The organism is Mesorhizobium sp. M0227 (assembly GCF_040321855.1).
In the GTDB taxonomy this organism is placed as follows: domain Bacteria; phylum Pseudomonadota; class Alphaproteobacteria; order Rhizobiales; family Rhizobiaceae; genus Mesorhizobium.
In genome coordinates, this window is record NZ_JAMYSJ010000002.1 from 399,459 (window position 1) to 413,277 (window position 13,819).

13 protein-coding genes are annotated in these 13,819 nt (G+C 63.0%); 3 read left to right on the top strand and 10 right to left on the bottom strand.

The window, feature by feature from the left end; genetic code table 11:
• The 9 genes from phnN to NKJ00_RS05570 all read right to left on the bottom strand — a co-directional run bounded on the left by phnN (window position 1) and on the right by NKJ00_RS05570 (window position 9,922).
• Window positions 1-630 carry a phosphonate metabolism protein/1,5-bisphosphokinase (PRPP-forming) PhnN gene (phnN, locus tag NKJ00_RS05530; RefSeq protein ID WP_023810671.1) on the bottom strand — a complete coding sequence of 210 codons (630 nt, stop codon included), beginning with the start codon at window positions 628-630 and terminating at the stop codon, window positions 1-3.
• Window positions 627-1,766 (bottom strand): alpha-D-ribose 1-methylphosphonate 5-triphosphate diphosphatase, encoded by a 1,140-nt coding sequence (locus NKJ00_RS05535; RefSeq protein WP_352585694.1) that lies wholly within the window; start codon window positions 1,764-1,766, stop codon window positions 627-629. The genes phnN and NKJ00_RS05535 overlap by 4 nt, the downstream gene beginning before the upstream one ends.
• Window positions 1,767-1,779: 13 nt before the next feature.
• Entirely contained in the window at window positions 1,780-2,487 is a 708-nt protein-coding gene (locus NKJ00_RS05540; protein ID WP_128305891.1) for a DUF1045 domain-containing protein, read from the bottom strand.
• A gap of 153 nt (window positions 2,488-2,640) precedes the next feature.
• Window positions 2,641-3,453, bottom strand: coding sequence for a 5-deoxy-glucuronate isomerase (iolB, locus tag NKJ00_RS05545; RefSeq protein WP_352629059.1), 813 nt, complete (start codon window positions 3,451-3,453; stop codon window positions 2,641-2,643).
• Window positions 3,454-3,785: 332 nt separating this feature from the next.
• Entirely contained in the window at window positions 3,786-3,998 is a 213-nt protein-coding gene (locus NKJ00_RS05550; protein WP_023810667.1) for a DUF3329 domain-containing protein, read from the bottom strand.
• Window positions 3,999-4,056: 58 nt separating this feature from the next.
• Complete coding sequence (gene iolE / locus NKJ00_RS05555) at window positions 4,057-4,974, bottom strand: myo-inosose-2 dehydratase (protein ID WP_023810666.1); 918 nt, start codon at window positions 4,972-4,974, stop codon at window positions 4,057-4,059.
• Window positions 4,975-5,116: 142 nt separating this feature from the next.
• Complete coding sequence (iolD, locus tag NKJ00_RS05560; protein ID WP_352629061.1) at window positions 5,117-6,967, bottom strand: 3D-(3,5/4)-trihydroxycyclohexane-1,2-dione acylhydrolase (decyclizing); 1,851 nt, start codon at window positions 6,965-6,967, stop codon at window positions 5,117-5,119.
• Between the two features lie 34 nt (window positions 6,968-7,001).
• The gene (locus NKJ00_RS05565; RefSeq protein ID WP_352629063.1) at window positions 7,002-8,936 is read right to left on the bottom strand and encodes a bifunctional 5-dehydro-2-deoxygluconokinase/5-dehydro-2-deoxyphosphogluconate aldolase; all 1,935 of its coding nucleotides are present in this window, start codon (window positions 8,934-8,936) and stop codon (window positions 7,002-7,004) included.
• A gap of 140 nt (window positions 8,937-9,076) precedes the next feature.
• On the bottom strand, window positions 9,077-9,922 hold the full coding sequence (locus tag NKJ00_RS05570; protein ID WP_032909097.1) for a MurR/RpiR family transcriptional regulator: 846 nt from the start codon (window positions 9,920-9,922) through the stop codon (window positions 9,077-9,079).
• Between the two features lie 156 nt (window positions 9,923-10,078).
• On the opposite strand from NKJ00_RS05570, the gene NKJ00_RS05575 reads away from it, so the two are divergent.
• Window positions 10,079-11,188, top strand: a complete 1,110-nt coding sequence (locus NKJ00_RS05575; protein WP_352611017.1) for a Gfo/Idh/MocA family protein — start codon at window positions 10,079-10,081, stop codon at window positions 11,186-11,188.
• A 214-nt stretch (window positions 11,189-11,402) separates the two neighbouring features.
• Complete coding sequence (locus NKJ00_RS05580) at window positions 11,403-12,146, top strand: hypothetical protein (RefSeq protein ID WP_352629065.1); 744 nt, start codon at window positions 11,403-11,405, stop codon at window positions 12,144-12,146.
• A gap of 43 nt (window positions 12,147-12,189) precedes the next feature.
• On the opposite strand, the gene NKJ00_RS05585 is transcribed toward NKJ00_RS05580, so the two are convergent.
• On the bottom strand, window positions 12,190-12,891 hold the full coding sequence (locus NKJ00_RS05585; protein ID WP_352611019.1) for a helix-turn-helix transcriptional regulator: 702 nt from the start codon (window positions 12,889-12,891) through the stop codon (window positions 12,190-12,192).
• A gap of 129 nt (window positions 12,892-13,020) precedes the next feature.
• Between NKJ00_RS05585 and NKJ00_RS05590 the strand changes: the two genes are divergently transcribed.
• On the top strand, window positions 13,021-13,656 hold the full coding sequence (locus NKJ00_RS05590; protein ID WP_352611021.1) for a LysE family translocator: 636 nt from the start codon (window positions 13,021-13,023) through the stop codon (window positions 13,654-13,656).
• Window positions 13,657-13,819 lie beyond the last annotated feature (163 nt).

The following is a 13,819-nucleotide window of genomic DNA, read 5'->3' on the forward strand; positions in this document are numbered from 1 at the left end:
CTAGATCAGGCCCGACATGTCGGAAAAAGCCATCGCCTTGCGCAGCACCTCGGCGAAACGGTCGCCGGCCGCCTCGCGTGGGCCGCTGTTGTCGATCGAGGTGACGCCAGGTCCCGACAGGCTCACATTGGCGCTGCGCGCCAGTCGCGCCAGCACCTCGCCGCGTGACTCGCGGCCGCGCATTGCCAGCCGCTCTGCCAGAACCTCCGGCGAGGCGGTGATCTCGACGATGGCCAGATTGGCATAGCGTTCGCGCAAGGAGGGGATGATCGCGCGCGACACATTGGCGACAGCGACACGGCCATTGGCAACGGACCAGTCGACATCGACGGGGATGCCGTAGCGCAAGCCGTGCGCTTCCCAGGAGATGGCGAAGGCGCCATCGGCTTCGGCCTCGACGAAGGCGGCATCGGCCAGCGTGTCGTGGTCCTCGCTGGCGACATCGCTCGGCCTGGTGATGACGCGGCGGACGAACTCCAGCCTTGTCTCATCGGCAAAGCGGGCGCGGGCGTAGCCGATCACCGTGTCCTTGCCGGCGCCGCTTGGGCCGACGACGGCGACGAAAACGCCATCGCGGATCGGAAACGTCTCGGCCGACAATTCCCGCTCGATCGATGCCGACACCATCATGCGACCCGGCTTCCCTGCCGCCACACGGTGCGCACCACCGGGACATGGTCGTCGACGCGCACGCGCACCAGATCGGCGCGGCGGCCCTGTTCGATGACGCCGCGATCGGTCAGGCCAACCGCATCGGCCGGGTTCTTCGAGACCATGGCGACGGCCTGCGGCAGGGAAATGCCTTCGACGACATCGCCGAGGAAGAACGCCGACTGGATCAGGCTGAAGGGAATATAGTCGGATGACAAGATGTCGAGCAGGCCGTCGCCGGCCAGCGTACGGGCGGAGACATTGCCCGAATGCGAGGCGCCGCGCATGACGTTGGGCGCGCCCATCAGCACGCCCATCCCGGCCTCTTTCGAGGCCCTGGCGGCCTCTTCCGTGGTCGGGAATTCGGCGACGCGCACGCCCTGCTCGATCGCCTCGTCGACATGGCCTGATGTGGCGTCGTCGTGGCTGGCCAGCACGATGCCGCGCTCCTGGCAGGCGGCTGATATCACCGCCCGGTTCGGCGCCGAATTGCGCGCCGATTCGGCCATCCGCTTTTCGCAGAACAGCTTGAAGTCGCGATCGGTCAGCTTCAGCTTGCGCTGGTAATAGTAGGCATAGGTCTCGAGGTTGACGAACTGGCGCTGGCCTGGCGCATGGTCCATCAGCGACGCCAGTCTGACCCGCTCGTCGCCGTCGAAATTGGCGAAAGCCCTGAGGCAGTCCGGTGCCGAAACCTCGCAGCGCAGATGGATGAAATGATCGGCGCGCAGACGGTCCTGCTTCACACTGTCCTCGATTGCGTCGGCCAGCTTGCGGATGTCGGCCGATGTCAGGTCGGCGTCTTCGTCCATGCCGACGCGCAAGGCGTCGAGCACGGTGGTGATGCCGGCGGTCGCTACCTGCGCGTCATGGGCGAGCACGGCGGCGATCGGATTCCAGCGCACCTTGGGCCGCGGCGCGTAGTGGCCTTCGAGATGGTCGGTGTGCAATTCGACCAGCCCGGGAATGACATAGTCGCCGTCCATATCCTCGCCGATGCGGCTGATGCCGGATTCGATGCCGGCGATAAAGCCGTCGCGCAGCACCAGCGAACCCTCGACGATCTCGTCGGCAAGCACGATGCGGGCATTGTGGAGAACAGTCTCGGCGGTCATTTCAGGCAGTCCTTCAGGCGGTTTTTCTGGCCGGGCGGCGCCCGAGCGCGTGATGCGAGAGCACCATGAACGGTGCACCCGGTTCGGTTTCGACAAACAAGGTCAACGCATCCACCAGCACCTTCTGTTGCAGCACTTCCGCGAACAGGCTGTCGATCGCTGCGCGCAAACGAGGGCTTTCCTGTGACCCCGCCCGGCCGGACAGCGTCATGTGGAAGCGAAAGGTTTCGAAGACATAGGGGTAACCCCATTGGCAGAGGTTGCGGAACTCGGCCGGCTTCAGCGAATCCGGGCTGCGCCGCTCGATTTCCGCCTCGCTCAGCGGTGCGCGAAACCGGTCGAAATCGCGCACCACGTCATCGGCGAACCGGTTGAGCGCAGGCACTGGCCCTTCCGGCACCAGTGCGAAGAAGCCGTCGATCTGGCTCACGACGAGACGCGGGATGGTCACCGCCGGCGTCGCCTCGGCGAATTGGTCGAGTGCGGCGCGCAGCGAGGCTTCGGTCTCGTTGGCAGCCAGGCGGAAAGGCGCTTTCAGCGTTGCGTGAAAGCCATAGCGGCGCGCCGAAGCGGTGTGGAAAGCGACTTCCGCCGCCGACAGGTCTGCCACCGCTTCGACCGGCCTCGTCGCGGCGCCGAACGGGTCGCGGCCCAGCCAGTCGGCGGCGATCCGCGCCAGCGGCTCGTCCTGCCGGGGGGTGAAATAGAGGGCATAACGCATGGAAAGTCCTTGTCAGCTTCGCTGCCATAGGTGATTTCCATGACGAATTGACGAAGCCTTGCTGGCTTTCAGGTAACAAAACGCTGCGGCGGGGTCATTAGCCGACGATTTTTTCGTGCTGGACCAGGGAGCGAGTGCTCACGCAGCGACCGGTCAGGCCTTCATCAGCCATTCATGCTCAGGCGCATTGTGGAATTTCCACGTCCGCTTCGGTCCGGCCATGACGTTAAGATAATAGAGGTCGTAGCCGTGGCAGGCGGCGCAGGGGTGATAGCCCCGGGGCACCAGCACGACATCGCCATCCTCGATCGCCATTGCTTCATCGAGCGCGCGATGGCCGTTCTTGTCGGCATCGGTATAGACGCGCTGGAAGGCAAAACCCTGCGGCGGGTTGAGACGGTGATAGTAGGTTTCCTCGAGATAGGATTCGGCGGGCAGATTGTCCTGGTCGTGCTTGTGCGGCGGATAGCTCGACGTATGCCCGCCGGGCGTGATGACCTCGACCACCAGCAGCGAATCGGCCGGCTCGCCCTCCGGCAATATGTTGGTGACGTAGCGCGTGTTGGTGCCCTTGCCGCGCACATCCTGGCCGAGATCGTCCGGTGCGATCACCCGCACCGGCAGCCCGCCGCCAAGGCCCGGCGCCGAGCAGACGGCGAGTTCCAGTTCGGTGTCCGCTGTCACCGACCAGTCCGAACCCTCAGGCACATACACCGACCACGGCTTGCCCTCGAAGGGCGACATGCGCTCGCCAAGCAGGCCCAGATCCTTGCCGCCGGCGGACGCCGTGCCCTTGCCGGTGACGAACACCAGGCAGACTTCGCGATCGTCGGTTTTTCCGGACGCGCGCTCGCCGGGCTTCAGCCGGTGCAGGTCGAAACCGACATAGGTCCAGCCGGCGATTTGCGGTGTCACATGGGCGACCCGGCCATGGCCTTTATTGGCTTTGACGAGCAGCTTCGACATTTTTGTCTCCTATTCCAGTGGCCTGACGGTTGCAGGCCTGTAAAGCCAAGTCGTTTGTTTGAAAGGCCATCGTAACGTTCGGAAATTGGCCGGCGCCCTTCCAACTTCGTCATCCTAGGGCGAAGCAGGAGCGAAGCTCCGTCGCGGAGACCCTAGGATCCATGCCGTTGCCTCGGCCGAAGGGCACAGCGGAGCAGAATCTGCACCGTCACACCAGCTTCAAAGTCATGGCATGGATCCTAGGGTCTGCGCCGCGTCGCTGCGCTCCTTGCTCCGCCCTAGGATGACGAAGTTAGAAGCACTGCAAGCCAATCGCCAACGCATGCGATCAGTCACTCCTTCGGTTCGGCCTCGGCCTTCGCCTCGTCGGCCGGCTTATAGAGATAAAAAAACTGCCAGACGGCGTAGCCGGCGAAGCCGAGCGCGATCATGCCCCAGAACGGCGTGCCGGTGGCGAACTCGATGATCGACCAGATGACGCAGACCGCGACGATGGCGACGCGCCGCCACAAAGGCCGGAAGAAGGGGTGTTCGGAATCTTTCATCGGGCCAATCTACAGCAATCGGCCTCGCCGGGAACCCGTCGCACCAGCCATTGGGAAACTAGACATTTGGAAAGCCTTGCGTCTCGACCGTATAGCCGGCGGCGGTCATGACGCGCATCAATTCCTTGTAGCCAACCTGCGCCATCCTGAGTGGCGGGTTCTTCTTCGGGTCCTGCTCCGCCTCGACCACGAACCAGCCCTCATAGCCATGGTCGGCGAAGCGCTGCACGATGGCGCCGAAATCCAGCGAACCATCGCCCGGCACGGTGAAGGCGCCCAGCGCCACCGCGTCGAGGAAGGATTGTTTGGTGCGATCGAGCTTTTCGATCACCCCCATGCGAACGTCCTTCACATGCACATGGCTGATCCGGGTATGATGGTTGTCGATAGCGCGCAGCACGTTGCCGCCGGCGAATGCCAGATGTCCAGCATCGAGCAGCAGGGGAATGCCGGCTCCGGAATAGCGCATGAAGGCATCGAGTTCCGGCTCGGTCTCGACCACTGCCGCCATATGGTGGTGGTAGGAGAGCGGCATGCCTTGCTCGGCGCACCATTCGCCAAATTCGGCGAGCCGCCTGGCATAAGCCTTCATCTCGTCATCCGACAGCTTCGGCTTGGTGGCCAGCGGCTTCGAGCGGTCGCCCTGGATCGAGCGGCCGACCTCGCCATAGACGATGCAAGGCGCATTCACCGCCTTGAACAGGTCGATCATCGGCTGGATGCGATCCTTGTTGTCGGCCATCTCCCCATCGACCAGCGTGCCCGAGAACCAGCCGCCGCACAGCGTGACGTCGGCGGCCTTCAGGATCGGCAGCATGATTTCGGGGTCATTGGGAAAACGCCGGCCCATCTCCATGCCGGTGAAGCCGGCCGACCGTGATTGGCGCAGGCATTCTTCCAGCGACACGTCATCGCTGAGTTCCGCAAGATCGTCGTTCCACCACGCAATGGGGGACATGCCCAGTTTGGCTTTCAAGTAGTCACTCCGGTTCTTGTTCACCCTCCCCCTTGTGGGCAGGGTCGCTGCGAAGCAGCGGGGTGGGGGTGGCGCCGGACCCCCACCCGGACCTTCGGTCCGACCTCCCCACAAGGGGGAGGTAGGGGTGGCAGCGCCTATATCAATCGCCGACGGTCTGCATCTTCCGCTTCTCGTCATACGCCTTGCGCGCCGCGTTGACCTGCGGCCGTACAGACACTTCCGGCACCGCCACGTCCCACCAATGGCCCCCGGCATCGGTGGAAACCAGCGGGTCGGTGTCGATGACCAGCACGGTGGTGCGGTTGTTCTTCTTTGCCTTCTCCAGCGCGTTTTCCAGCCCGGCGATCGACGGCACCTTCTCGGCGATCGCCCCCATGCTCGCCGCATGCGCGGCAAAGTCGATGTCGGGCAGGACCTCGTGGCGCGAGTCCTTCAGGAGATTGTTGAAGTTGGCGCCGCCGGTCGCCATCTGCAGCCGGTTGATGCAGCCGTAGCCGCGATTGTCGAGCAGCACGATGGTCAGCTTCAATCCGAGCATCACCGAAGTGGCGATTTCGGAATTCATCATCAGGTAGGAGCCGTCGCCGATCATGACGACGATCTCATCGCCGGGCTTCGCCATCTTGGCTCCGAGCCCGCCGGCAATCTCGTAGCCCATGGTCGAGAAGCCATATTCGCCATGATACGATCCGGGCGCGCCCGCCTGCCAAAGTTTGTGCAATTCGCCCGGCAGGCCGCCGGAGGCATTCAGCAGCGTCACACCGGAGCCCATGGCGCGCTGCACGGCGCCGATCACCTGCGCGTCGGACGGGTAGGCGGCATTGGTCGACGCCGTCACCTTGGCCGCCTCGGCCTGCCAGGCCTTCTTGCCGGTGGCCGCATTGTCGGTCCAGGTGGAAGGTGCCTTCCAGCCGTTCAGCGCAGCACTGAGTTCGGCCAGGCCCTCGGCCGCATCGGCCACCAATGGCAGCGCGCGGTGCTTGCCGGCGTCGAAGGGCTGCACGTTGAGCCCGATGATGGTCTTGCCGGAATTCTTGAACAGCGCCCACGAGCCGGTGGTGAAATCCTGAAGGCGCGTGCCGATGGCCAGCACGACATCGGCTTCCTCAGCCAGCCGGTTGGCGGCAGAAGTGCCGGTGACGCCGACCGCCGCCATGTTGAGCGGATGGTCGTCCGGCAGCGAGGATTTGCCGCCTTGCGTCTCGCAGACCGGAATGCCGGCGCCCTCGGCGAACTTGGCCAGTTCGTCCGAAGCCTGCGAATAGAGGACACCGCCGCCGGCGATGATCAACGGTTTTTTCGCGCCCTTGAGCGCGCCGACAGCAGCCGCAAGCTCGTGGCGATCAGCGCGAGGCCGGCGCTGGTGCCAGACCCGCTCGGAAAAGAAACTCTCGGGGTAGTCGTAGGCCTCGGCCTGGACGTCCTGGCACAGCGACAGCGTCACCGGGCCGCATTCGGCCGGATCGGTCAGCACAGCCATGGCGCGGCTGAGCGCCGGGATGATCTGCTCCGGCCGGGTGATGCGGTCGAAATAGCGCGAAACCGGACGGAAGCAGTCGTTGACCGTCGCTGTGCCGTCTGAGAAATCCTCGGCCTGCTGCAGCACCGGATCTGGGATGCGGTTGGCGAAGACGTCGCCCGGCAAAAACAGGACGGGCAACCTGTTTACATGGGCGAGCGCCGCCGCCGTCACCATGTTGAGCGCGCCGGGGCCGATCGAAGAGGTCGCGGCCATGAAGCGGCGGCGGAAATTGGCCTTGGCGTAGGCGATCGTCGCATGCGCCATCGCCTGTTCATTGTGGGCGCGGAAGGTCGGCAATTCGTCGCGCAGCTGATAGAGCGCCTCGCCGATGCCGGCGACATTGCCGTGGCCGAAGATCGCCCATACGCCGCCGAAGATGGGGACTTTGCTACCGTCGATCTCGGTCATCTGGCGCGACAGGAAGCGGGTCAGCGCCTGCGCCATCGTCAGGCGGATTGTCTTGCTCATGGTGTTTTCCTCCGCAGTCCTATTCCGCGCCTTCTTATGCCGCCTTGCGGCCGCGCGCGGCAAGCCACGCATCCGTCAACTGTTCGAAGCGCTGCGCCATATCGGCGATCGCCTCGTCATCCGACATCTTGCCGGCCAGCCATTGCTCGGCCGCATGGACGAAGATGGTGCGGCCGACGGCAAAGCCCTTGACGATGGGTGCCTTGGCGGTGGCGGCGAAGGCCGCTTCCAGCTCGTCCTGCGGCGCCTCCAGGCCAAGCAGCACGACGCCTCGGCACCACGGATCGTGCTTCAGGATCACCGCTTCGATTTTGGCCCAGGCGCCGGCCGACGCCTGCGGCTCGAGCTTCCACCAGTCCGGCTTGATGCCGAGCGCATAGAGCTCCTCCAGCGCGCGCGGGATCGTCGTGTCGTCGAGCTTGCCATGCTTGCCGGCAATGATCTCGACCAGCAATTCGCGGCCGACCTTGCGCGCGGCTTCGAACAGCGCGCGCAGCTTCTGCTGCTGTTCGTCCTTCAGCGCCGCCGGATCGTCGGGATGGTAGAAGCACAGGCACTTGATGCAGTGATCGACCGGCCACTCCACCAGCTGCGAGCCGATGTCCTGCGAGAATTCGAAGCGCAGCGGCCGCGAACCCGGCAACTCCACCGGCCGCCCGAGCCAGGCGAAGGAATGCCTGGCGAATTCGAACATCGCCTTGCGGCCATGTTTCTCGTCGATCAGCATGCCGTAGCCGTCGCGGCCGGCAGCGACCTTCGCCGCGGCCTTGACCGCCAGCACCTTGAATTCTTCGATCCGCGCCGGATCGGCGCCGGCCTTCGCCGCCACATCCTCCAGCTGCACGCGATGGTCGCAGGCGAGCGCCATCAGCGAGGCGACGTCGCGCCGGCGCGTCGTCGCCCAATGGATGTGGTTGATCGCCTCGTCCTTGCGCAACGCCAGATGCTTGCTGCCGTTCTTGAGGAAGAACCGCAGTTCCTCGAAGGTCGGATATTCCGGCGCGCAGAGCAGCCGCGACACGGCGAAAGCGCCGCAGGCGTTGGCCCAGGTCGCCGCTGTCGCATGATCTTCGCCAGCCAGCCAGCCGCGCAGGAAACCGGACATGAAGGCGTCGCCGGCGCCGAGCACATTGTATATCTCGATCGGAAATCCCTTGCCGACGACACCGTCCTCGAGATCGTCGCTGATCGGTCCGTCATAGACGATGCAGCCCATGGCGCCGCGCTTCAGGACGATAGTGGCGGACGACAGCGAGCGGATCGTCTTCAGGGCGCTCAGGCAATCGTCGGCACCCGACGCGATCATGATCTCTTCCTCGGTACCGACGATGAGGTCGCAGTCGGGCAGCACCGTCTTCAACTGTGCCGAGACTCGGTCCGATTTCACATAGCGCTCGAACCCTTCGGCATGGCCGGCAAGGCCCCACAGGTTCGGCCGGTAGTCGATGTCGAACACCACCTTGCCGCCCTTGGCCTTCATGATGCGGATCGCCTTGCGCTGCGCGGCATCGCTGTTGGGCCTGGAAAAATGCGTGCCGGTGACGACGATCGAGCGCGCCGAGGCGATGAAGGCCTCGTCGATGTCTTCCGGCGCCAGCGCCATGTCGGCGCAATCGGAGCGGTAGAAGATCATCGGCGAAACGCCTTCGTCCTCGACCGACAGCAGCACCAAAGCGGTCAGCCGCTCCTTGTCGGTCTTCAGGCCGTCGACATTGACGCCTTCACGCGTCAGCTGCTCGCGGATGAAGCGGCCCATCTGCTCGTCGCCGACGCGGGTGAGCAGCGCCGAGCGCAGGCCGAGCCTGGCGGTGCCGACAGAGATATTGGCCGGGCAACCGCCGACCGACTTGGCGAAGGAGGTGATGTCCTCCAGCCGCGAGCCGATCTGCTGCCCATAAAGGTCTACGGAAGCGCGACCGATGGTGATGACGTCGAGCGGCGCGTATTCAGCGTCCACGGCTTCGCTCATTGGAACCTCCCGTCGGCCTTGTTGTGTTGGGGTACACGCGCGAGCGGCAGCGTGGCGCCGGGAATATGAAATAATAATTCCAATCCATAGTCAATATGGAATGAGCGTTCCTTCGGGGAAAAGTACCTTTCGGCGGTGGATCAGGCCTTGCGCTTCCGACCCGTGTCGCGTCGCTTCTCGCCGACGCCGACGGTCAGCGCCATGGCCAGCGCCATTGTCGCCGACAGCGAGCGGAAGCCGGCGAAATCGGCCTCGGCAACCTCGAACCAGACCTTGGCGAACTGGGCGAGCGGGGAAAACGAGCTGTCGGTGATGGCGACGATCGGCACGCCCTGTTCCGAAATACTGCGCGCCTCCTCGATGGTGGCAGGCGCATAGGGCGAGAAGGAGATGGCGATGACGGCATCCGCCGGCGTTGCGAAGCCGATCATCTCGGCATTCAGCCCGGCCGCCGATTCGATCAACTGGTTGCGGATCTTCAGCTTGCCCAGCGCATAGGCGATGTAGGACGCCACCGGATAGGAGCGGCGCTTGGCCAGCACGTAGATGGTTTCCGCCTTTGCCAGCAGGGAAATAGCATCTTCCAGATGCGCTTCGTCCAGCGTGCGCGAAATGTCGTTGAGCGAGGTGCTGGCCGCGGCGACGAAGCCGTCGAAGATCGCCCGATGGCCGGCGCCGCCCTCTGCCTTGGCGCGCAACGCCTGCAGCCTTTCGTCATAGGATGAGTTGCGCTCGCGCAGCCGTTCGCGAAACACCTGCTGCAGGCTGGTGAAACCATCGAAGCCAAGCTGCTGGGCAAATCGGATCAGGGTTGAAGGCTGCACGCCGGCCGAAGCGGCGATGCTGGCGGCCGTGCCGAAGGCGATATCGTCGGGATTGTCGAGCGCATGGGCAGCGATCTGGGCGATGCGCTTCGGCAGGCTTTCGCGCCGCTCCAGGATGGTGGTGCGCAGCGTCTCGAAATCGCGAGGTACCCGTTCGTCCATCGTCGCTGTGTCCAAGCTCATGCGTGAAGCGTCCCTCTCTGCATCATCATAGCGAGCCTGCGCAAGAACGCCATAAAAAATGAGGCAGACATTCCATTTCGGATGAAAATGGACTAATTCATCCACGTAACGCTTCAAGCAGTGGAGAAACGGAAAATGGTCGGCGTCGGTCTCATCGGTACGGGTTTCATGGGCAAGTGTCACGCCATAGCATGGAGTGCCGTCAGCGCCGTCTTTCCCGACGTTGCCAAGCCACGGCTGGTCCATCTCGGCGAGGTCAATGAAGAGCTCGCCCGGCGCAAGGCGGGCGAGTTCGGTTTCGCCAAGGCGTCCGGCGACTGGCGTGCCGTAGTCAACGATCCCGAAGTCGATATCGTCTCGCTGACCACGCCCAACCAGTTCCATCCGGAAATGGCCATCGCCATCCTCGAAGCAGGCAAGCATCTGTGGTGCGAAAAGCCGATGGCGCCGAGCTTTGCCGAGGCCGAGGCGATGGCTGCGGCGGCGAGCAAGTCCGGCAAGGTCGCGGCGCTCGGCTACAACTACATCCAGAGCCCGGCCATCCGCCACATCGGCGCTTTGCTGGAAGAGAAGATCATCGGCGAGGTCAACCATCTGCGCATCGAGATGGACGAGGACTTCATGGCCGATCCCGAGGCGCTGTTCTTCTGGAAGCACGAGGCGGCCTCCGGTTATGGCGCGCTCGACGATTTCGCCGTGCATCCGCTGTCGCTGGTCTCAGCCCTGTTCGGCCGCGTCGCCAGCGTCATCTGCGACATGGCCAAACCCTATGCCGATCGCAAGCTGGCCAGCGGCGGCCGTCGCGTGGTCGACACCTACGACATCGCCAGCGTGCTGATGCATCTGGAAAATGGCATTGCCGGCACGCTGCTGGTCAACCGCTCGGCCTGGGGCCGCAAGGGCCGCATCGCCATCCAGATCTTCGGCTCGAAGGGGTCGATCTTGTTCGACCAGGAGCGGATGAATGAAATCCAGCTCTATGTCACCGCCGATCGACCGACCGAGCAGGGCTACCGCACCATACTGGTGGCGCCCCACCACAAGCCGTACGACGCTTTCCTGCCGGCGCCCGGCCATGGCCTCGGCTTCAACGACCTCAAGATCATCGAGTGCCACGAATTGCTGACGCGCCTGGCCGGTAAGCCTGCGCGGGTCATCGAATTCGCCGAAGGGCTGGAGATCGAGCGCACCGTGCACGCGATGGCGCGCTCGTTCGAGGAAAAGCGCTGGGTGGATGTGAGGTGATCATTCTTGGGGAGCACGACTGGTGATGGGCGCTTCAGCTGCGGAAATTGCGATCGGCTGGCGGAACTCACCAAGCGACGATGTTGGTGGTTTCGGCATAGCGGATAGGCGCAATTCGGGCAGATGAGGCTCCTTGGCGCAGCCGATTTCGTCGTGATGGGAAAAGTGATATCCCATGCAAGGCAAAATTTAGGAATTTCACCGGGCTAAATAAATGATCAAACTCGGAGCGAGAAACTTCTGGTTCTTACTTGCAGTTGCAAGTTACCTTTCCTTGAGTATGATCGCAACAGGTGCTTCTGAAGAAGGTATAGGTCAAAGCGTTAAAGGCGCCTCATTGAGGTATTTGTCACATTTGGATCAAGGGGCGAAAATTTTAGTATGGCCATCTTACACCAGAACGTATGAGATTATCAACGCTGGCCCTGAGATAGATGGTTCCGTAAGTGAATATAGAACTAATCGAGATGGCATTTTCGACCTAGTTCGGACGAGTGGAACAACTCAGATTTCCATTATATCAGTTTCCCCAGGCGTCTTTGCAAATGACATAGAGAAATTATTGGGGAATTCGAAATTACTGCAGGGTTATAAATCATTTGCCTATACGGCGCGCCTCAGTGGTGATGGCTGCACAGCATATAAATTTACCAGCAGAAAGACGTGGATCTCGGTTGGCTTGGTTTTTGTTGATAAGACTAAATTTGGGATAGGCAACAAGGTGGAAACTAACGCGTGCGTCTTTGGAGCTCTTGATTACGTGAACGGCTTTCCGACCAAGGACACGTATTTCGAGTATATGTCACTCCCGCAAGAGCCTGTCAGAAAGCTTATCTTAGAGGCGATTCATCGCTGCGCTGCCGATGGCGACAACAGGTCCCGGCAGGACGAGATAACAAAGGATGGTATCACTCCGCTGCCCTCGTTGGGGTGCGTAGCGGCGAAGATAGGGCAATAGAACTATCTAGCTTGGGTCGGTGGCAGAACCAAAGCGCTGGAACTCAACTCGCGGCGGTCGAGGCGTTCGTCTCCCAGCCGTTGACCCAGACCTGTCGCAAGCGGTCGCCTTCGCCCTTGAACCGCAGCCCCGTCGCCTGGCAATCCTCGATCCGGTCGCTGCGGAAATTGCGGATCGCCTGGCGCAGCTCGCACCAGGCGACGATGTTGGCGGTTTCGGCGTAGTAGATGAGCGCGATCGGGCGGATGAGGCGCTCGGAGGCGCGGCCCATTTCGTCTCGATAGGAGAGGTAGAGCTTCTCCTCGTCACGGATGGCGCGTCGCACCAGCGCCAGGTCGATCGCGCCGGTAGAAGGCGCGGCGAAACCCCAGGCATGCAGCGCATTGGCGTCGAATACCTGGCGCAAGGGTGATGGCACCGCGCCGGCGATCTTGGCGCTGACGCGCTTGGCCGCTTGCTTGAGCTCGCTGTCGCCCGTGCGCTCCAACAGCGCCAGCGACAAGACGATCGCCTCCATCTCCTCGATCGAGAACATCAGCGGCGGCAGGTCGAAGCCGGGGCGCAGGATGTAGCCGATGCCGCGTCCGCCCTCGATCGGCACGCGCATCGCCTGCAGCGCTGCGATGTCGCGATAGATCGAGCGCACCGTCACTTCCAGCCGCTCGGCAATCGTCGCCGCCGTCACCGGCTGCCGCGCCAGCCGCACGATCTGGATGATCTCGAACAGGCGTGACGCCTTGCGCATTTTTTCCCCCGGGTTGCGAGCCCAACTGACACAGCATTGTCAGTTGGGCTGATCTATAGGAGCGCCTATCGAATTGAAAATCAACAGGTTCCGCTGCGGTTTGGCGGAGCGAGGCGGCAGGCAACTGACATGGATTATGCGGAAAATCTCTGGCTTTTCTTTATCCTGCTGTTCGGCATCATCGCCGTTCCAGGCATGGACATGCTCTTCGTGCTCGCCAATGCACTGACCGGCGGACGCGACAGGGGTCTCGCCGCGACTGGCGGCATCATGGTCGGCGGCATGGTGCACACGCTGAACGGCGCCGTCGGCGTCGGCCTGCTGATGCATTTCGTGCCGATCCTGTTCAAGCCGCTTCTGCTTGCCGGCGCCGCCTACATGGCCTTTATCGGCATCACGCTGATGCGCAGTTCCATCACTGTCGGTCAGGAGGGGCCTGCCGGCAGCCGTTCCGCATGGAAGGCCTTTCGCCAGGGTTTTGTGACCTGCCTGATCAACCCGAAGGCATACCTGTTCGTGCTTGCCGTCTACCCGCAGTTCCTGAAACCGGACTACGGTCCGATCTGGATGCAGGCGACGATCATGGGGCTGCTGACCGTGGTGACCCAGGCTGCGATCTATGGCGGACTGGCGATCACGGGCGGCCGCAGCCGCAATCTTCTGATCGCCAATCCGAGGGCGACCATTTTTGCCGGCCGGGCGGCCGGACTGCTGCTCTTTGCCGTGTCGGTGTTCACGGCATGGGAGGGGTTAAGGGCGGCGTAGGGATTTCCTGCGAAGAGGACCTCCACCCCTAACCCCTCCCCACAAGGGGGAGGGGGACTCCAGTCGGCGCTGACAACGGGTTGTGTGCGTCAAGTTCTGCAAAATGGGCGATCATGAAGCTGGTCATGCGGCTTGGCGTAGAGCGAGCTTCTTGTGCTCGCGC